The following is a 19,135-nucleotide window of genomic DNA, read 5'->3' as shown; positions in this document are numbered from 1 at the left end:
CCAAAGGTTGGGTGCGTGTTGTCGAGCGCGTGCGGGTGGTCCCGTCCGGCTCAGTGGCCCATGCCGAGGCCGCCGTCGACCGGGATGACGGCGCCGGTGACGTACCCGGCGGCGTCGCTGGCCAGCCAGGTGACGACGCCGGCGACCTCGTCCGGTGAGGCGAAGCGACCGGCCGGGACCGACTTGCGGTACGCCGCCCTGAGTTCGTCCGACAGCTCGGCGGTCATGTCGGTGTCGACGAAACCGGGGGCGACGACATTGGCGGTGATGTTACGGGTGCCCAGTTCGCGGGTGATGGAACGGGCGACGCCGACCAGCCCGGCCTTGCTCGCCGCGTAGTTGACCTGTCCGGGGTTGCCGGAGAGGGCGGTGACCGACGAAATGAAGATCATCCGACCCCAGCGGGCCCGGACCATCTTGGTGGCCGCCCGCTTCGCGACCCGGAACGCGCCGGTCAGGTTGGTGTCGACCACGTCGGTGAACTGCTCCTCGGACATCCGCATCAGCAGCGTGTCCTTGGTGATGCCGGCGTTCGCGACCAGTACCTCGACCGGGCCGAACTCGGCCTCCACCGCGGTGAAGGCGGCGTCCACGGCGGCGGCGTCGGTGACGTCGCACTGGACGCCGAAGAAGTCGGCCGGAGGCGTGCCCCGGTAGGTGACGGCCACCCGGTCGCCCTGCTTGGCGAACGCCTGCGCGATGGCCAAACCGATGCCGCGGTTGCCCCCGGTCACCAGCACGGTGCGGGCCATGGTCTCTCCCCCTTGCTCTGCGTACGGAACTGCTCTACGTACGGGTGGTGCACGATCTTGCTTCCGGTACGGGTGGTGCGGGTTGGAGATTAGGCGCTACCGGTAGGTAAGCAGTAACGCGGGCCAGGTCAGAACGGGCCGCGCCACACCGACCCGGCAACTGGTCCGGTCCGGCGACCGACCCGAACCGGTCCGTCATACCTGGGTACGACGAGCAGGATCGCACCCGAGCGTGACGACCGGTCGGAGCCCGCGCCGTAGCGTTCGGGGGATGGAGCAACCCGACGACCCGGTTCGCGCCGCACTGGGGGACCTGCGCCGGCTGTTCGTCGGCCCGGACGAGCGGCACCGGCCGGGGAAACCGACGCGCCGGTGGGGACGCCTGCGGCGGGTGCTGATCCCGGTCGCCGTGCTGGCGCTGACCGGCCTCACCTTCGTCGCCATCGGGTACCTGATCGACCTCCGCGATCTGCCCGGCCCGTACGCGATCGGGCTGGCGATCGGCTCGACGCTGCCGGTGGCGCTGGCGCCCCGCCGACCACTCTGGGCCTGGCGGATCGCCTACCCCCTGCTCTTCCTCGGCACCGTCGACGCCACCCCGGACGAGCCCTGGCCGTGGAACCCGGTCCAGATCGTCGGCTTCCTCTTCGTCCTCGTCGTGCTCGCCTCCCGGGTGCCAACCGGGGTCGCCGCCTGGGCCGGTCTGCTCACCCTGGTCCCGGTCTTCGCGACCGTCCCGGAACGCGGAAACGCGTACGGGGTGGTGGTCCTCGTGGTCGCCGTACTCGTCGTCGGCGACCAGGTCCGGCGGCGCCGGATGAGCCAGCAGGCCCTGGCGGAGCAGGCCGAACTCAGCGAGCTGGCCCAAGCCCGGCGGGCGGTGCTGGAGGAACGCACCAGGATCGCCCGGGAGATGCACGACGTGGTCGCCCACCACATGTCGATGATCGCGGTGCAGGCGGAGACGGCGCCGTACCGGCTCGACGCGCTGCCGGAGCCGGCGCGGGCCGAGTTCACCGCGATCGCCGCCTCGGCGCGCAGCGCGCTGACCGACATGCGGCGGCTGCTCGGCGTGCTGCGCAGCGAGTCCGGCACCCCGCAGACCGCACCGCAGCCGGGACTCGCCGACCTACCGGAGCTGGTCGACACCGCCGGGCGGGCCGGGATGACGGTGACCCTGGAGCAGGGCACCCCGCCGGCCGGGGCACCGGAGCCGCCGGAGGCGGTCGGGCTGGCCGCGTACCGGATCGTCCAGGAGGCGCTGGCCAACGCCGCCCGGCACGCCCCGGGCGCGCCGGTCCGGGTCACCCTGCGACCGGGTGAACAGGATCTCGGCGTACGCGTCGACAACCTCGGCGGTACGCCCGGCCCGACCGAGCCACCGGCCGGGCACGGGCTGATCGGGATGCGCGAACGGGCCCGACTGCTCGGCGGTACGTTCACCGCCGGGCCGACCGTGGACGGCTTCACCGTGACCGCCGTGCTGCCGTACCGGACCACCGAGGGGGAAGCGCGATGATCCGGGTGCTGATCGCCGACGACCAGGCGATGGTCCGGCAGGGCTTCGGCGCCCTGCTCGCCGCCCAGCCCGACCTGCTGGTGGTCGGCGACGCCGCCAACGGTGCCGAGGCGGTCAGCGCCGCCCGCCGGCTCGACCCGGACGTGGTGCTGATGGACGTACGGATGCCGGTCCTCGACGGATTGGCCGCGACCCGGCAACTGCTCGGCGACCGGGCCGCCGACCGCCCCCGGGTGCTGATCCTGACCACGTTCGACCTGGACGACTACGTCTTCGAGGCGCTCCGGGCCGGAGCCAGCGGCTTCCTGCTCAAGGACGCGCCCGCCGCCGAGCTGGTGCACGCGGTCCGGGTGGTCGCCGCCGGTGACGCCCTGCTCGCCCCGGCGGTGACCCGCCGGCTGATCGCCGAGTTCGCCGCCCGCCCCGCCCCGGACCGGCCCCGGCCGACCTCGTTGGCCGCGCTCACCGCGCGGGAGACCGAGGTGCTCCGGCTGATCGCGCGCGGCCGCTCGAACGGGGAGATCGCCACCGACCTGGTGGTGGCGGAGCAGACGGTCAAGACCCACGTCGGCCGGATCCTGGCCAAGCTGGGCCTGCGCGACCGCGCCCAGGCGGTTGTCGTCGCGTACGAGTCGGGCCTGGTCGCCGCCGGCGAGTAGCACCGGGTAGCACCGTGGAGGTACGCCGGGAACGGCTCTCCGGAGTGACGCGCAGGCGGTGGCCGAGTCCGCATTCTTCCGGTCCACGCCGACCGATCCGGGTCGGTGACGACCGGACGGGGATTCGCGATGACGCGACGGGCGACGATACGGCGACTACCGCTGCGCGGGTCGGTGGTGCTGCTGCTCGGGCTGGGACTGCTCGGCTCACCGCCGGCACTGCTGCGCCCACCACCGGCCGCGGCAGCCGGGACGCCGGCGGTGGTCGGCGGGTTCGTCGGGGCGTACCCGGTGGTCGCGTCGGCGATGCGGGCGGCGGGTGCGCCGTACGCGGGGTGGGTTGACGCCGGACGCCGGTTCCTGGCCTTCGACCCGCGTGGCGACGGGCTCGCGGTCGAGGTCCTCGGCGACCTGGCCACCGCCGACCGGATAGTGGTCCTGGTGCCGGGGGTGGACACCACGCTGCGCGACTTCGACCGGGGGTTGGGCGGTGTCGCCCGCCGCGCCCCGGCGACGCAGGCCCGTCACCTGTACGACCAACTGCGCGCCGACGACCCCCGCGCTCGCGTGGCGGTGCTCGCCTGGCTCGGTTACGACCCGCCGGACGGGCTCGGCTGGGCCGCCGTCCGGGAGAGCAGTGCACGGTCCGGTGCGGCGAGGCTGACCTCGCTGACCGAGTCGCTGGCGGCGCACCGGCCGGCGGCGACGATCACGCTGATCGGACACAGCTACGGGGCGGTGGTGGTCGGCCTGGCCGCGCCCGGCCTGCCGGCCCAGGTGACCGACCTGGTGACCGTGGGTGGCATCGGTATGGGTGCCGATCGGGTGGGTGACCTGCACAGCACGGCCCGGGTGTGGGCGGCCGAGGCACCGGCCGACTGGATCCGCCGCATCCCGCAGGTACGGCTGCTCGGCCTCGGGCACGGCACCAGACCGGCCGATCCGGCGTTCGGGGCCCTGACCCTGCCGACGGACGGGGTGACCGGACATGACGGTTACCTCGTCCCCGGCACCGGTGCCCTGAGCGCGATCGCCCGGGTCGCGCTCGGCCGTGGGGCGGAGGTGTCCCGGTGAGCCGGGACCGGGGCATCGACGGGCTGCGGGCGTACGCGATCGGCGGGGTGGTGCTCGGCCACTGGCTGGTGACCGCGCTGGTGCTCACACCGGCGGGAACGCTCACCCAGGCCAGCCCGCTCGCCTCGATGCCGGCACTGGTGCCGGTCACCTGGCTGCTCCAGACCCTCGGCCTGTTCTTCTTCACCGGTGGTTACGCCTCGGCCCGCTCCCTCGACTCGTCCCGCCCCGACAACGACGCGAGGGGCGGTTACCGGCTCTGGTACGGGCGACGGCTGGGGCGGCTGGTCGGGCCGGTCGGCGTACTGCTCGGCTGCTGGGGTGGCGTACTGGCGGTGGCGGTGGTGGGGGGTGTTCCGGTGGGGACCCTGCGGACCGTGGCGACGCTGGTGGTCAGCCCGCTCTGGTTCCTGCTGCCGTTCGTCGCGCTGGCGCTGCTCACCCGACCACTGCGCGGGGCACTGCGGCGGGTGGGCGTGCTCGGCGTGGTGCTGCCGGCGGTCGTACTGGTCGCGGTGGTCGACCTGACCGGGCGGGTGCGCCCCGGTGGCGTACCGGGCTGGGTGGTGCCGCTGGGCGTGGTCGCCGCCTGGCTGGTCCCGTACGCGATCGGGGTGGCGCTGGCCGGCGGGGAGCCGCGCGATCGGCGGACCGGAACCCGGTTGGTCGTCGGTGGGGTTGCCGGGATGGCCGCGCTGGTCCTGGTGGCCGGCTACCCGGCGAGCGCGGTCGGTGTGCCGGGTGCCGGCCGGTCCAACCTCGACCCGCCGTCGCTGTTCACGGTCTGTCTCGCGCTCGCCCAGGTCGGCTGCGCACTGCTGCTCCGGCCGGGACTGGCCCGGCTGCTGGAACGGCCCCGGTGGTCGACGCCGGTCCTGGCCGTCAACGGCGCGGCGATGTCGGTGTACCTGTGGCACCAGACGGCGCTGGTGACGGTGACCGTGCTCGGTGCCCGGTTGTCCGGCGGCGCCGCCCTGACCGGCCTGCACACCGTCCCGGACCGTCCGCTCTGGGTGGTCGCCCGGCTGGCCTGGCTGCCGCTGTTCGCCACGGTTCTGGCGCTCCTGGTCAGCCGCCGCCCGGACCGCCCGGCACGGTCCCAGCGCCCGCGTGGGCAGGCCGTTCAGGGAGGGTACGGACCGGATGATCGGCGGAATTCGTCCCAGCGCGGGGCGGGTGTACGATCGTTGCGTTCCGGTCCGGTCCGACAGGTGGAGGTGATCGCTGTGCGAAGTAGCGATCCTCCTAGTCGTGGCCGGGCCGCTCGTCAGTCCCGCTGAGCCACGACTCGGCCGGTGAACTGACCCAGCCCCGCTTCTCGCACCAACCCGTCCACCCCGGCCCCGGCCGGCGGTGGACGCAGTGTGGTGTGAACCCCGCCGCCGGTCTGCGTCGGGGATGCGTGGAGCCGCCCGGTCACGACTTCGTGTGTGCGTCCTTTCCCTCAGGCCCCGCCGGCCAGGACTTGCCGGCGCCGGCCGTCTGAGCCGCCACCGGGGAGTCAAGCCATGCACCGTTTTGTTGCCCCACTGGGCTTCACCCTTGCCGCTATGTGGGTCTTGGTCCTGTTCGTCCTGGTCAGCGGAACCCCCTGACCGGCCAGCCGACCGTCAGGTCGGCCAGCCCGTCAGGGACATACCGTCGTCAGGGCAGCCGGGACGTCCACAGCAGACTCATCGCCGCCGCACAGAGCGCGAAGAGCAGGGCGAATCCGGCGTACCACTGGGTGACCTCGCGGGCTTCGGTCCGGAACCCGATCGACGAGCCCATGTCCTGGTAGACCTGCTTCAGCTCGGTCACCGACGCGGCCTCGTAGAAGAAACCCCGGGTGGTCTCCGCGAGCTGGGCCAGGGCCATCCGGTCCACCGGCACCCGCTGGACCTGCCCACCGATGTCGACCTGGCCCGAGTCGGTGCCGAAGGCGATGGTGGAAACCGGTACGTTCGCCGCCGCCGCCGCCGCGGCAGCCTCCTCCACCGACCGTCCCGAGGTCCGGAAACCGTCGGAGAGCAGCACGATCCGGGCCGGCGGAACCCCCTGCGCCCCGTCGGCCGGCACCGACCGGATCGCCTCCAGGGAGGTGAACACCGCCTCACCGGTCGCGGTCGCCTCGGCCAGCACCAGCCCGTCGATCGCCTGGGTCACCGCCGGCCGGTCCTTCGACGGCGGCACCAGCACGTTCGCCGACTTCGCGAACGCCACCAACCCCAGGTTGTACGACGGCGGCAGCTCGGCGACGAACTGCTTGGCCGCCTCCTGCGCCGCCTCCAACCGGTTCGGTGCCACGTCGTCCGCCTCCATCGACAGCGACACGTCGATGGCGAGCATGACGGTGGCCCGTTCGAGCGGCTCCTCGGTGTCGATCGACGGTCGGGCCATCGCGGTCGCCAGGATCGCCAGGCTGAGCAGGAACGCACTCGCCGCGGCGTGCCGGCGCCAACCCAGACCCTTCGGCGCCAGGGTGCGCAGCAGGTCCACATTGGTGAACCGGACGGCGTACTCGCGGCGGCGCAACTGCCGCCAGACGTACGCTCCGGCGACGGCGAGCACCGGCAGCAACGCCAGCAGCCACAACGGTTGCAAGAAACGGATCATCGAGTCGTCCCCCTGGTACGTGCGTGCCGCTGCGCGGCGACGAAACGCACCATGTCCAGCAGCCAGTCTGAGTCGGTCCGCAGCCGCAGGTGCGCCGCCCCGGCGGCGCGCAGCTGGTGGGCGATAGCCGCCCGTTGGGCCGACGCGGCTTCGGCGTACCGACGCCGCAGTCGGGGATCGGCCGTCTGCACCTCGTGCAGTTGGCCGGTTTCCGGGTCGACCAGCGCGAGCACCCCGACGTCGGGCAGCTCCAGTTCGCGCGGGTCCACCACCTCGATCGCCAGCACGTCGTGCCGGACGGCGAGCTTGCGTACCGGCCGGCCCCACTGTTCCGGCGGCGACAGGAAGTCGGAGATCACCACCGCCACCCCACGGCGGCGCGGGGGCCGGTTGAGCATGTCGACCAGGGCGCCGAGGTCACTGCGACCCGGTTTGATCTCGGTGTGCGCGATCGCCCGGAGCAGGCCCTGCGCCTCCTTGCGTCCCGGTCGGGCGGGCAGCCGGAGCACGTTCGGCGGGGTGGGGGTCCCGGTCCGGCCGGCGACCGGACGGGTGGTCCCGCCGAAGCCACCGGTGCCGACGACGGCGCCGATCCGGTTCCCACCCCGTACGGTCAGGTGCGCGACCGCGGCCACCGCCGCGACGACCAGGTCCCGTTTGAGCCACTGCCCGGTGCCGAAGTCGAGGCTGGCCGACAGGTCCACCGCCAGCCAGGTCTCCAGTTCCCGGTCGGCGACCGTACGCCGGACGTGCGGCAGGGTGGTCCGGGCCGTCACCGGCCAGTCCATCCGGCGTACGTCGTCACCCGGGCGGTACTCCCGGGACTCCCCCGCCTCACTGCCGGGCCCCGGCAGCAGGCCGACGTAGTCCCCCTGCAACAGGCCGTCGAGTTTGCGGGTGACCAGCAGTTGCAACCGGGAGAGCACCGCATCGGCCCGCGCCGAGGTGGCCGCCGAGGCCGCCGATCCCGCGCCCGACGTCGCCGGTCCGGCGGCGGCAGGCGTCACGGCAACCGTCCGGGCCAGGCACCGGCCGGTTGCGCGGGAGTGGGCGGCACCGGGGCGGCGTTCTGCCGGGGGGTGACCGAGGGCAGCGGGATCGTGGACATCACCCGGCCGACGATGTGGTCGGCCGGCACGTCGTCGGCGAGCGCGTCGTAACTGAGCACCAGCCGGTGGCGCAGGATGTCCGGGGCGATGTCCTGCACGTCCTGCGGCAGCGCGTAGTCCCGCCCGCGCAGCAGGGCCAGTGCCCGGGTCGCCCGGACGATGCCGAGCGAGGCGCGCGGGCTGGCGCCGTACTGGATGAGCTGCGCCACGTCGGGCATCCCGTGCTCCGCAGGCGTACGGGTGGCCAGCACCAGCCGTACGGTGTAGTCGACCAGCGCGTTGTGCACGAACACCTGGTCGGCCTTGCGTTGCAGGGCGATCAGTTCGGTCGGGCTGAACACGGCCACCGGTTCCGGCGGGCTGACCCCCATCCGGTAGACGATCTCGCGTTCCTCGGCGTCGGTCGGGTAGCCCACCAGGATCTTCATCAGGAACCGGTCGCGCTGCGCCTCGGGCAGGGGGTAGACCCCCTCCTGCTCGATCGGGTTCTGGGTGGCCATGACCAGGAACGGGTTCGGCACCTGGTGGGTCTGCCCGCCGATCGAGACCTGCTGCTCCGACATCACCTCCAGCAACGCCGACTGCACCTTGGCCGGGGCCCGGTTGATCTCGTCGGCGAGCAGGAAGTTGACGAACACCGGGCCGAGTTCGACGTCGAACTTCTCGCTCGACTGCCGGTAGATCCGGGTGCCGACGATGTCGGCCGGCACCAGGTCCGGGGTGAACTGGACCCGGGAGAAGGTGCCGCCGACGACCTTGGCGAGGGTCTCCACCGCCAGGGTCTTGGCCACCCCGGGCACCCCCTCCAGGAGGCAGTGCCCGCGGGCGAGCAGGGCGACGAACATCCGCTCCACCATCCGGTCCTGACCCACGATCACCCGCTTGACCTCGAACAACGCGCGTTCGAGCAGGGTCGCATCCTCCGCCGGGGTAGTGCCCTTGGCGGGGCCGCCGTTGGCGGATTCGGTCGGTGTCGGGGCATCGGGCGTGGTCGGCTGGGCCACCGGTCCTCCACAGCGGGGTCGCGTGATCGAAAAGTTCGGCGAGGGACTGCCGCACCAAGCCTCGCACGTCCGGCTGAGTGACCGGGTGGCGAGAAGACGTTTTATCGCGGGCCGGTCGCGGCGGAACCGGGGACCGCCGCGCCGCGGCGGTCCGCCGCCCACCGGCGGGACACGAAACGTCGGGCGCGGGTAGACAGGACGGGGCAGGTGACGTGTACGATTCAGCCGTCGCCGGGCGGCTCCCCCCGTGGTCGCCCGGCGATCTTATTGCCCGTGCCATGTCCGGGCCGCCTTCCTCGACGCACGCCGTCCCCTTCGACAGGCGCCGTCTTCTTCGACACACCCCGCCGCGACCGGCACTGCACGCCCCGACCCGTGCGCCGTGCCTCCGTACACTCGCCGGGTGACCGACTCCGAGCCGTCCCCGATGATCCCGGTCTGCTCGGCGAAGGGTTGCCGGGCGACGGCGATCTGGGCCCTGCGCTGGAACAACCCCCGGCTGCACGACGCGCAGCGACGCAAGACCTGGCTCGCCTGTGCCGACCATCGGCAGAGCCTCGGCGACTTCCTTGGCGCGCGCGGTTTCCTGCGTGAGGTGGCACCGGTGGACCCATCGCCTACGCTCGAACCGTGAGCGAGCAAAACGATCTCCTCCGGGGCCGTGCGACGGCCAGCGGCGGTCACCGGCACCGCCGGGTGACCCGGTGAGCCACCCGGGCGGACCCGGCCCGGCACCGCAACCGGCCGGACCGGACCAGCCGGGCCCGTCAGCCGGTCCGACCAGCCCGCTGGAGCCGTGGCCGGAGACCGTGCGGTGGCAGCCGGTCTCCGGTGACCTGATCTGGGTCGAGTTGCTGCGGCTGGCCGCCGGCATGGTGGTGGTGCTCGCCGCGCTCGGCGTCGGCTGGGCGTTGACCGGCCACTGGCTCTTCGGGCTCGCCCTGGGCCTGGCCGCGCTGCTCACCGGCTGGCGGGCCATTGCCATCGTCCGGGCCGTACGCGCCTGGGGGTACGCCGAGCGCGACCACGACCTGCTGGTCCGGCACGGCCTGCTGGTCCGCCGGTTGTCGATCGTGCCGTACGCCCGGATGCAGTTCGTCGACGTCAGCGCCGGTCCCCTGGAACGCGCCTTCGACCTGGCCACCGTGCAGTTGCACACCGCCGCCGCGGCGAGCGACGCCCGGGTGCCGGGGTTGCGTCCGGCCGAGGCGTCCCGCCTGCGCGACCGGCTCACCGCGCTCGGCGAAGACCGCGCGGAGGGCCTGTGACCGAGCCGCCGGTACCCGAACCGCCGCTCGCCCAGCCACCCGCGACCGCGCCACCCCGCACCGAGCCGTCGTTCACCGGCCCGCTCAGCAACGGGCAGACGCCGGGCACCGAGCAACCGCCGGTCGAGCCTCGGCAGCGGCTGCATCCACTGAGTCCGCTGCTGCACGGCGCGAACTCCCTGGTGGTGATCGTCGCCGCGCTCTCCTGGCAGACCCTCGGCCGGGTGGGACTGGGCTGGTACGCCGGGATGGTCACGGTGCTGCTGCTCGGCGCCGTCGTGCTCTCCCTGGTGAGCTGGTACAACACCGGTTATCACGTGGTCGGCCGGGAGCTGCGGATCCACGAGGGCCTGCTGTGGCGGCGTACCCGGGCGATCCCGCTGGAGCGGCTCCAGTCCGTCGAGGTGGTCCGTCCGCTGCTCGCACAGCTCACCGGCCTGGCCGAACTGCGGCTGGAGGTGGTCGGCGGAGGCAAGACGGAGGCACCGCTGGCGTACGTCGCGGTGGCGGACGCGGTCGCGCTGCGGGAACGGCTGCTCGGCCTCGCCGCCCGTACGCCCGCACCGGCCCGGCCGGGTGTCGAGCGGGTCGAGTCACCGGCGCCGGTCGAGATGCCCCGCCGGCACCTGCACTCGGTCGCCAACCGGGACCTGCTGATCAGCCAGTTGCTCACCCCGCAGGCGATGCTGCTCCCGTTCGGGGTGGCGTTCGTCGTGATCCAGTTCCTCAACGAGGGGTCCTGGTCGTTCATCGCGGTGGCCAGCACGCTGACCGCGATGGCCGGTGTGCTCCTGCAACCCCTGCGCCGGGTGCTCGCCGACTGGAGTTTCCAACTCGCCCGCGACGACGCCGGCGGCGGGGTCGGGGCCGATCGGGGTGGCGACGGTGCCGGGCGCCTGCGCGTACGGCACGGCCTGTTGGAGACCCGCGCGCAGACCGTACCGCTGGACCGGTTGCAGGCGGTCGGGGCGACCTGGCCGCTGCTCTGGCGGATGAAGGGTTGGCTGCGGCTGCGGCTGGAGGTGGCCGGGTTCTCCGTCGAGGCGGACGCGAACCAGCGCGCCGACCAGTTGCTGCCGGTGGGTGACCTGCGAACCGGGCAAATGATCATGGCGGAGGTGCTGCCCGGCGTCGATCTCGGCGTGCCGTTGCCGCCGCCGCCCCGGCGGGCCCGCTGGGTGCATCCGCTGGCCCAGCCGGTGCTCGGTGCCGGGCTGACCGACCGGGTGTTCGCGGTCCGCAGCGGGCTGTTGACCCGCCAGCTCGTCGTGGTGCCGTACGCGCGGATCCAGAGTGTCCGGGTGGTGCAGGGGCCGTTGCAGCGGCGGTTGCGGTTGGCGACCGTACACGCCGACACCGCCGGTGGGGCGGGTGCCGCCGCCCTGGACCGGGACCTGGCCGAGGCGTGGGCGCTCGCCGCCGAACTCACCGCCCGCGCACGGGCCGCCCGCAACGCCGGCTGACCGGCACCCGGGTCGCCGGGCCGAGCCGGTCATCCGGCGGCAGGACACGACCGGGCGCCGTTGCGACCGACGGTGGGACACGACCGGCTGTGCCGCTGCGACCGGCGACGGGACACGGCCGGCTGTGCCGCTGCGACCGGCGGCGGGACACGGCCGGCATGCCGATCATCCGGCGCCGGGTCACGGCCTAAGCTGCACCCATGGAACAACCGCCGGATCCCGGCTTCGCGCCCGGCCTGACCGCCCGGGTTGAACTCACCGTCACCGACACCGACACCGCCCTGGCGGTCGGCTCCGGTGACGTGCCGGTACTCGGCACCCCGAGGGTGCTGGCACTGGCCGAGGCGGCCACGGTGGCGGCCACCGCGACCCGGATGCTGCCCGGCATGACCACGGTGGGCCTGCGGGTGGAACTCGACCACACGGTGCCCACCCCGGTCGGCCGGACGGTTGTCGCCCAGGCCTGGCTGACCGAGGTGAGCGGCCGGCGGCTGCACTTCGACGTGAGCGTGACCGACGGCTCGGCGACCGTGGCGAAGGGCCGGGTGGAGCGGGCACTGGTCGACCGGCTCCGGTTCGTGGAAAGGGCGTCGCGCACACCATGACGATCGAATTCGAGGAGATCGGCGAGCGGGTCTACCTGCTGCGCCACCCCGCGCTCGCGGTCAACGTGACCCTGGTCGTCGGCGACGGCGAAGCCCTGCTGGTGGACACCCTGTCGAACGCGACCCAGGCCGGGGAGCTGGCGGCGGCGGCACGCACGATCACGCCGTACCCGTGGACCCTGGTCAACACCCACCACCACTTCGACCACTGCTTCGGCAACGCCACGCTGGCCGGCGAGCCGGCCCGGCCGATCTACGCCCACCAGGCCGCCGCGGCCCGGCTGCGGGACCATCCCGAGCTGGTGCGACAGCAGGCGTACGACGAGATGCGCGAAACCGAACCGGTGCTCGCCGCCGAGCTGTCCCGTACCACGATCCTGGCGCCCAGCCACCCGGTGCACCTGGAGTCCACCCTGGACATCGGCGGTCGTACGGTTGTCCTGCGGCACCTGGGGCGTGGGCACACCGACGGCGACCTGGTCGTGCACGTGCCCGACGCCGATCTGCTGGTCGCCGGTGACCTGGTCGAGGAGAGCGGCCCGCCGTCGTTCGACGACAGCTACCCGCTGGAGTGGCCGGAGACGGTCGCGGAACTGCTGCGCCTGGCGACCCGACGCACCATGGTCGTGCCGGGGCACGGCGGCATCCTCGGCATCGACGGCGTACGCGCACAACACGAGCAGCTCGCCACCCTGGCCTGGCTGATCCGTGACGGGCACGCCGACGGCGCTCCCGCCGAGCGGGTCGCCTCCCGGGCCCCGTTCACCCCGACGGTGACCCTGCCGGCGATCCGGCTCGGGTACGCGGAACTCTCCGGCGACACCTGATCGTCCCCGCCGACCGTCGCCGCTCCGGGTCACCCGGTCGGGAACCGGGCGGCCACCTGCTCCCGGTTCGGCATGGCGACCGCCCCGCCGGGCGCCTCGCAGACCAGCCCGGCGACCCGGAGCGCGTACGCGACCCGCGCCGGCCAGCCGCCCGGTGCGGGCGGGCCGCTCAGGAGCAGGTCGGCGACGAGGGCGGCCATCACCGAGTCACCGGCCCCGGTCGCGTCGACCGCGTCGACCACCGGCGCGGGCACCGCCACCGGCTCCGTGTCCGCCCCGGCGCAGACCAGCGCCCCCACCGGCCCACGGGTGAGCACCACCGCGCCGGCGCCGAGCGCCCGCAGCCGCGCCGTCACCCGGTCCACCGGCTCGCCGGGATAGAGCAGGTCGGCGTCGACCGCGCTGAGTTTCACCAGGTCGGCGGTGGTGGCGAACTCGGCCACCACGGCCCGGAAACCGTCCAACGCGCCCTCGTCCGGCATCAGCCGGGGGCGTACGTTCGGGTCGAAGACCCGCCGGCCGGTGGCGAGCGACCAGGCCCGCCGGGCGGCGGCCAGCACCGGCGTACGGAGCAGGGCGATCGAGCCGCAGTAGAGCACCGCCGCCTCCCGGATCAGGGTCGGGTCGAGCGCGTCGGCCGTCAGCAGCCCGTAGGAGGGCGGTTCGCCGTAGAAGCGGAAGTCGGGTTCGGCCCCGGCGAAGGTGGCGACGGCGAGGGTGGTCGACACCGGCACGGTCACCGTCCCGCGCTGCCCGACGCCGCGGTCGCGAAGGAAGTCCCGGATCCGCCCGGCGAGTACGTCGTCGCCGACCGACCCGACAAACTCCACCGGGGCACCGAGCCGGGCGACCCCGACGGCGACGTTCAGCGGGGCGCCGCCGATCGCCTGGCGGTAGACCGGTTGCCCGTCGGCCGCCCCGTCGAGGAGGTCGACCAGCGCTTCGCCGAGCACCACCGCGTACCCCATGGGTTCCTCCTCGTGTCGAGATCCTGCCCGGACAGCATGCCGGGTCGGGGTCGGGCCGGGTCAACGGCGTCCGGTGGACCGGATTCCGATCGATGCCCACCTATTGCATCGGGTACGGATCCGTGATGCACTGGCGCGTACCGGGACAGCGCGGGGGCTAACGCGCCGTGCCGGATGCCGCCAGGGGGCCGCGCGAGCAGCACACCCGTCCGTGATCGGACCGGGTCCCGTGTCGCCGCCTGCCCGCCGCGTCCTCTCCCATCATCACCACCACCGCGAGCGGCTCGCACGACACCACGACCAGCGGTCCGACCCGGGTGCCCGCACCCCGCGGGACCCGCTGGTTGTCCGCAGTACCGGCGTACCCACCCGCCTGCGGCTCTAGCCCGAAAGTTAAGGAGTACTCGGTGAAACCCTTCCGCAGAGTCGCGGTGTTCGCCGCCGCGGCCATGCTCACCGCCGGCATCGTCACGGTGGTGACGCCCAACGCGGCGTTCGCCCACGGTGCCGCGATGGCACCCGGCAGTCGTACCTTCCTGTGCTGGAAGGACGGGCTCAGCCCGCGCGGCGACATCCAGCCCAACAACCCGGCCTGCGCGGCCGCGGTCAACCAGAGCGGGGCCAACTCGCTCTACAACTGGTTCAGCGTGCTGCGTTCCGACGCGGGCGGCCGGACCACCGGCTTCGTCTCCGACGGACAGTTGTGCAGCGGCGGCAACGCCAGCTTCAGCGGTTACAACCTGGCCCGCAACGACTGGCCGCTGACCCACCTGACCGCCGGTGGCAACTTCAACTTCAAGTACAGCAACTGGGCCCACCACCCGGGCACCTTCTACTTCTATGTCACGAAGAACAGTTGGAGCCCCACCCGGGCGCTGGCCTGGAGTGACCTGGAGGAGCCGTTCCTGACGGTGACCAACCCGCCGCAGAGCGGCGGGGTCGGCACCAACGAGGGGCACTACTACTTCAGCGGGCAGCTGCCGACCGGCAAGAGCGGGCGGCACATCATCTACTCCCGCTGGGTGCGCTCGGACAGCCAGGAGAACTTCTTCGGCTGCTCGGACGTGGTCTTCGACGGCGGCAACGGCGAGGTCACCGGGGTCGGACCGGGCGGTTCGAACCCGCCGAACCCGACCACCCCGCCGCCGAACCCGACCACACCTCCGCCGAACCCGACCACCCCGCCGCCGAACCCCACGACGCCGCCGCCGAACCCGACCACCCCGCCGCCGGGCACCGCCGGCTGCTCGGCCACCTACCGGGTGACCGGGAGCTGGTCCGGGGGCTTCCAGGGCGAGGTGACGGTACGCAACACCGGCAGTTCGGCACTGAGTGGCTGGACCACCCGCTGGACCTGGGCGAGCGGTCAGACGATCGGCAGTCTCTGGAACGGGACCTACACCCAGAGCGGATCGGCTGTGACCGTACGTAACGCCGGGCACAACGGGAACCTGGCCGCGAACGGCACCGCCACGTTCGGTTTCACCGGCAGTACCGGGGCCACCAACACCTCACCGACGGTGAGTTGCAGCAGCCCGTAACTCCTCCCCACGGAGCGGCCGGGCCCGGCGCGAACTGCGCCGGGCCCGGTCCGTGTTCGTCACCGCGTGCCGTGAGGTCGCCCGTCACCGCCCGCCGTGGTGCTCCCCCCGCGGGGTCAGGCCACCATCGAGCCGACCACCGGCTTGGTGAGCAGGGCCGACTGGTTGCGCTGGATGCCCGGGTCGAGCGAGCGCTCCACGAAGATCGCGTGCCAGATGCAGAAGATCAGTACGGTCCACACCTTGCGCGAGTGGTCGGCCTCCTCGCGCTTGTGCTCCTCGAGCAGCCGCATCGCGTACGACAGGTCGAGCAGGTCGCCCGCACCGGAGGTGGACAGGATGTGCCGGGCCCACTCGTACATCTCGCCCCGCAGCCAGACCCGGGTCGGGGTCGGGAAGCCGAGCTTGCGCCGGTTGACGATGGCCGGCGGCACCACGTTGCGCAGGGCCTGGCGCATGGCGTACTTGGTGGCGTCGGAGCGGGGCGGCAGTTTCAGGTCGACCGGGATGCCGGCGGCGACCTCGAACACCTCCCGGTCCAGGAACGGCACCCGTACCTCCAGCGAGTGCGCCATCGAGATCCGGTCGGCCTTGACCAGGATGTCGCCGCGCAGCCAGGTGTAGAGGTCGATGTACTGCATCTTGGTCACGTCGTCGAGCTCGGTGGCCTCGGCGTAGATCGGGGCGGTCACGTCGGTGTAGCGCACGCTCGGGTCGTAGCGGCGCATCAGCTTCTGCTTCTCCTCCTCGGTGAACATCCGCGCGTTGCCGTAGTAGCGCTCCTCGATCGGGGTGGTGCCGCGCTCCAGGAAGCTCTTGCCCTTGACCCCCTGGGGGATCGCCTTGGAGACCGCCCGCAGGCCCTTCTGCATGCCGCCGGGCAGGCCGTTGACCGCGCCGAGCGAGAGCGGCTCGCGGTAGATCGTGTATCCGCCGAAGAACTCGTCCGCGCCCTCGCCGGAGAGCACCACCGTGACGTGCTCGGCGGCCTTCTTGGCGACGAAGTAGAGCGGGACCAGGGCCGGGTCGGCGACCGGGTCGTCCAGGTGCCAGATGATCTTCGGCAGGGCGTCGATCATGTCCTGCGGCCCGATCTTGGTCGGGATGGTGGTCACCTCGAGGTGCCGGGCCGACTCCTGGGCCACGTCGATCTCGGAGTAGCCGGGAACGTCGTAGCCGACGGTGAAGGTCAGGATGTTCGGGTTGAACTCCCGCGCCAGGGCGACCACCGCGGTCGAGTCGATCCCGCTGGACAGGAACGACCCGACCGGCACGTCGGCCCGCATGTGCATCCGTACGCTCTCGCGCAGCGTCTCCCGGATCTGGTCGTAGAGCCGCTGCTGGTCGTCGACCGGGGCGGGCCGGAACACCGGCCGGTACCACCGACGTACGTCGATCCGGCCCCCCGGCACCCAGGTCAGGTACTCCCCCGACCCGATCCGGCGGATCCCGTGGTGCAGGGTGCCCGGCTCGGGCACGTACTGCAGGGTCAGGTAGTGCGACAGGTTCGCCGCGTCCACCCCGGCGTCACCGGCGTGCGCCGCCGGCGCGAACGGGAGCAGCGCCTTCTTCTCCGAGGCGAGGTAGACCCCGTCGTTGGTCTCCAGGTAGTGCATCGGCTTGATGCCGAAGTAGTCCCGGGCGCCGAACGCCCGCCGCTCCTGCCGGTCCCAGATCACGAAGGCGAACATCCCCCGCAACCGGGTGAGCACCTGCTCGCCCCAGTAGTGGAAGCCGGCGACGATCACCTCGCCGTCGCCCTGGGTGGCGAACTGGGCGCCGAAGTCCCGGGCCAGCTCCTCGCGCAGCTCCAGGTAGTTGTAGATCTCGCCGTTGAAGGTCAGCAGGTAGCGGCCGTCGGCGTAGGGCAGCGGTTCGTGGCTGAGCGCCACGTCGATGATCGACAGCCGCTTGTGCGCGAAGACCGCGTCCGCCCGGGTACCGGACGGGTCGCCGATGACTTCCACCCCGGTCTCGTCCGGTCCCCGGTGGTGCAGGCATTCCAATGCGCCGGCAAGGGCGTCTCGGTGCGCGCTGGCGTCGCCGCGCGCGCTGAAAAAGGCCAGGAGTCCGCACATGGCGGTCATCTTTCCACGCGGCTCGGGCGCGCGTGCCGGCACCGCTGGGAGATCTGGACCGCGCTTGCGCGGTACCGTCTTGGAGATGGATCGGCCTGGGAGGAGCGGGACATGAGCGACGAGCGCACCGAGGACACGGCGGAGACCGCGCGGATCGAGTCGCACGATCCCGACTACCCGGAGAAGTTCCTCGCGTTCATGCGGGAGGGCTGGCGGGACTCCGCCCTGTCCGTGAGCCCCCGTCCCGAGGTGCCCAACCACGCCAAGCGCCGGGCCGCCCTGTCTGCCGCGTTCGCTGGCGAGACGCTGGTCATCCCGACCGGGACCGAGAAGGTACGGGCCAACGACACCGACCACCCGTTCCGGCCGGGCAGCGACTTCGCGTACCTGACCGGTGACCACGACCCGGACGACGTGCTGGTGCTGCGCCCGAACGGGTCCGGCCACGACGCGATCCTCTACACCCAGCCGCGCAACTCGAAGGAGACCGACGAGTTCTTCCGCAGCCGCAACGGCGAGCTGTGGGTGGGTCGCCGGCACACCCTGGCCGAGAAGTCGACCGAGCTGGGGGTCGAGACGGCACCGCTGACCGACCTGGCCGCCGCGCTGGCCGACTGCGCGCCGGGGCGTACCCGGGTGCTGCGTGGACTGGACGCCTCGGTCGATGCCGCCGTCCGCCCGTACGACCCGCCGTCGGCCACCGGCGACCAGGCGACGGCGCAACTCGGCCGGGACCGGGAACTGGCGGCGGTGATCGGTGAGCTGAAGCTGGTCAAGGACGAGTGGGAGATCGCCCAGCTCCAGGACGCCATCGACGCCACCGTACGCGGGTTCGAGGACGTCGCCCGGGTGCTGCCGGCGGACCGGCCGGTGACCGAACGGCTGCTGGAGGGGATCTTCGCGCTCCGGGCCCGGCACGACGGCAACGACGTGGGTTACAGCTCGATCGTCGGGTCGGCCGAGCACGCGACGATCCTGCACTGGGTCCGCAACACCGGCGTGACCCAGCCGGGCAAGCTGCTCCTGATGGACATGGGGGTGGAGGGGCGCAGCCTCTACACCGCCGACGTCACCCGGGTGCTGCCGGTCTCGGGCACCTTCACCCCGCTCCAGCGCCAGGTCTACGACATCGTGTACGCCTCCCAGCAGGCCGGGATCGAGTTCATCCGGCCCGGCGTGAGCTTCAAGGACGTACACCGCACCTGCATGCGGGTCCTCGCCGAGGGTCTGTCCGACCTGGGGCTGCTGCCGGTGAGCGTGGACGAGGCGATGGACGAGACCTCGACGGTCTACCGGCGCTGGACGCTGCACGGGTTCGGGCACATGCTCGGTATCGACGTGCACGACTGCTCGAACGCCCGCAAGCAGACGTACCGCGACGGGAACCTCGGCGAGGGCTACGTGCTGACCGTCGAGCCGGGCCTCTACTTCCAGCCCGAGGACGAACTGGTCCCGGCGGAGTTGCGCGGGATCGGCATCCGGATCGAGGACGACGTACTGGTGACCCCGGCCGGCGCGGTCAACCTGTCGGCCGGTCTGCCCCGGCGGGCCGACGAGGTGGAGTCCTGGCTGGCCGCCCAGCGCGAGGCGGGTCACCGGCTGCCCGGCTGACGGGTTCCCGCCGCTTGACGATCTTCCGTGGGGTCGAGCCGCAACGGTACGATGACGCTGCG

The 19,135-nt window shown here is 72.7% G+C and carries 17 protein-coding genes; 11 read left to right on the top strand and 6 right to left on the bottom strand.

Annotated elements, in window-relative coordinates; translation table 11 throughout:
- Window positions 1–50: 50 nt before the first annotated feature.
- The gene (fabG, locus tag OIE47_RS25320; RefSeq protein WP_326557010.1) at window positions 51–752 is read right to left on the bottom strand and encodes a 3-oxoacyl-ACP reductase FabG; all 702 of its coding nucleotides are present in this window, start codon (window positions 750–752) and stop codon (window positions 51–53) included.
- Window positions 753–1,023: 271 nt separating this feature from the next.
- Between fabG and OIE47_RS25315 the strand changes: the two genes are divergently transcribed.
- The 4 genes from OIE47_RS25315 (at window position 1,024) to OIE47_RS25300 (ending at window position 5,284) form a co-directional block, all read left to right on the top strand.
- Entirely contained in the window at window positions 1,024–2,271 is a 1,248-nt protein-coding gene (locus OIE47_RS25315; protein WP_326557009.1) for a sensor histidine kinase, read from the top strand.
- Window positions 2,268–2,930 (top strand): response regulator transcription factor, encoded by a 663-nt coding sequence (locus OIE47_RS25310; RefSeq protein ID WP_326557008.1) that lies wholly within the window; start codon window positions 2,268–2,270, stop codon window positions 2,928–2,930. Before OIE47_RS25315 ends, OIE47_RS25310 begins: the two co-directional genes overlap by 4 nt.
- Window positions 2,931–3,059: 129 nt before the next feature.
- Complete coding sequence (locus OIE47_RS25305; protein WP_326557007.1) at window positions 3,060–4,004, top strand: alpha/beta hydrolase; 945 nt, start codon at window positions 3,060–3,062, stop codon at window positions 4,002–4,004.
- A complete protein-coding gene (locus tag OIE47_RS25300) occupies window positions 4,001–5,284 on the top strand; it encodes an acyltransferase family protein (RefSeq protein WP_326557006.1) in 1,284 nt (427 codons plus the stop codon). The genes OIE47_RS25305 and OIE47_RS25300 overlap by 4 nt, the downstream gene beginning before the upstream one ends.
- A gap of 364 nt (window positions 5,285–5,648) precedes the next feature.
- On the opposite strand, the gene OIE47_RS25295 is transcribed toward OIE47_RS25300, so the two are convergent.
- From OIE47_RS25295 to OIE47_RS25285, 3 genes are read right to left on the bottom strand one after another with little or no spacing between them, the layout of a single operon-like run.
- Window positions 5,649–6,599 carry a VWA domain-containing protein gene (locus OIE47_RS25295; RefSeq protein WP_326557005.1) on the bottom strand — a complete coding sequence of 317 codons (951 nt, stop codon included), beginning with the start codon at window positions 6,597–6,599 and terminating at the stop codon, window positions 5,649–5,651.
- A complete protein-coding gene (locus OIE47_RS25290; RefSeq protein WP_442792186.1) occupies window positions 6,596–7,624 on the bottom strand; it encodes a DUF58 domain-containing protein in 1,029 nt (342 codons plus the stop codon). Before OIE47_RS25290 ends, OIE47_RS25295 begins: the two co-directional genes overlap by 4 nt.
- Entirely contained in the window at window positions 7,603–8,712 is a 1,110-nt protein-coding gene (locus OIE47_RS25285; RefSeq protein ID WP_326557004.1) for an AAA family ATPase, read from the bottom strand. The genes OIE47_RS25290 and OIE47_RS25285 overlap by 22 nt, the downstream gene beginning before the upstream one ends.
- 403 nt (window positions 8,713–9,115) lie before the next feature.
- On the opposite strand from OIE47_RS25285, the gene OIE47_RS25280 reads away from it, so the two are divergent.
- From OIE47_RS25280 to OIE47_RS25260, 5 genes are all read left to right on the top strand, one after another.
- Window positions 9,116–9,346, top strand: coding sequence for a hypothetical protein (locus OIE47_RS25280; protein ID WP_442791990.1), 231 nt, complete (start codon window positions 9,116–9,118; stop codon window positions 9,344–9,346).
- Between the two features lie 70 nt (window positions 9,347–9,416).
- Window positions 9,417–9,980: a PH domain-containing protein gene (locus OIE47_RS25275; RefSeq protein WP_442791989.1), complete on the top strand. Its 564-nt coding sequence runs from the start codon at window positions 9,417–9,419 to the stop codon at window positions 9,978–9,980.
- A gap of 140 nt (window positions 9,981–10,120) precedes the next feature.
- The gene (locus tag OIE47_RS25270) at window positions 10,121–11,443 is read left to right on the top strand and encodes a PH domain-containing protein (protein ID WP_326563240.1); all 1,323 of its coding nucleotides are present in this window, start codon (window positions 10,121–10,123) and stop codon (window positions 11,441–11,443) included.
- Window positions 11,444–11,643: 200 nt separating this feature from the next.
- Window positions 11,644–12,048, top strand: coding sequence for a thioesterase family protein (locus tag OIE47_RS25265; protein WP_326557003.1), 405 nt, complete (start codon window positions 11,644–11,646; stop codon window positions 12,046–12,048).
- Entirely contained in the window at window positions 12,045–12,875 is an 831-nt protein-coding gene (locus OIE47_RS25260; protein ID WP_326557002.1) for an MBL fold metallo-hydrolase, read from the top strand. The genes OIE47_RS25265 and OIE47_RS25260 overlap by 4 nt, the downstream gene beginning before the upstream one ends.
- Window positions 12,876–12,904: 29 nt before the next feature.
- Here the strand turns inward: OIE47_RS25260 and OIE47_RS25255 are convergent, their stop codons facing one another.
- A complete protein-coding gene (locus OIE47_RS25255) occupies window positions 12,905–13,843 on the bottom strand; it encodes a carbohydrate kinase family protein (RefSeq protein ID WP_326557001.1) in 939 nt (312 codons plus the stop codon).
- A gap of 449 nt (window positions 13,844–14,292) precedes the next feature.
- On the opposite strand from OIE47_RS25255, the gene OIE47_RS25250 reads away from it, so the two are divergent.
- Window positions 14,293–15,384, top strand: a complete 1,092-nt coding sequence (locus OIE47_RS25250) for a lytic polysaccharide monooxygenase auxiliary activity family 9 protein (RefSeq protein ID WP_326563239.1) — start codon at window positions 14,293–14,295, stop codon at window positions 15,382–15,384.
- Between the two features lie 116 nt (window positions 15,385–15,500).
- Here the strand turns inward: OIE47_RS25250 and asnB are convergent, their stop codons facing one another.
- On the bottom strand, window positions 15,501–17,462 hold the full coding sequence (asnB, locus tag OIE47_RS25245) for an asparagine synthase (glutamine-hydrolyzing) (protein ID WP_326557000.1): 1,962 nt from the start codon (window positions 17,460–17,462) through the stop codon (window positions 15,501–15,503).
- A 111-nt stretch (window positions 17,463–17,573) separates the two neighbouring features.
- On the opposite strand from asnB, the gene OIE47_RS25240 reads away from it, so the two are divergent.
- The gene (locus OIE47_RS25240) at window positions 17,574–19,073 is read left to right on the top strand and encodes an aminopeptidase P family protein (protein ID WP_326556999.1); all 1,500 of its coding nucleotides are present in this window, start codon (window positions 17,574–17,576) and stop codon (window positions 19,071–19,073) included.
- Window positions 19,074–19,135: the final 62 nt, after the last annotated feature.

The sequence above is a fragment of the Micromonospora sp. NBC_01796 genome (assembly GCF_035917455.1).
GTDB lineage: Bacteria > Actinomycetota > Actinomycetes > Mycobacteriales > Micromonosporaceae > Micromonospora_G.
The sequence above is the reverse complement of the archived record's forward strand: the minus strand, read 5'-3'. Positions and strand labels throughout refer to the sequence as shown.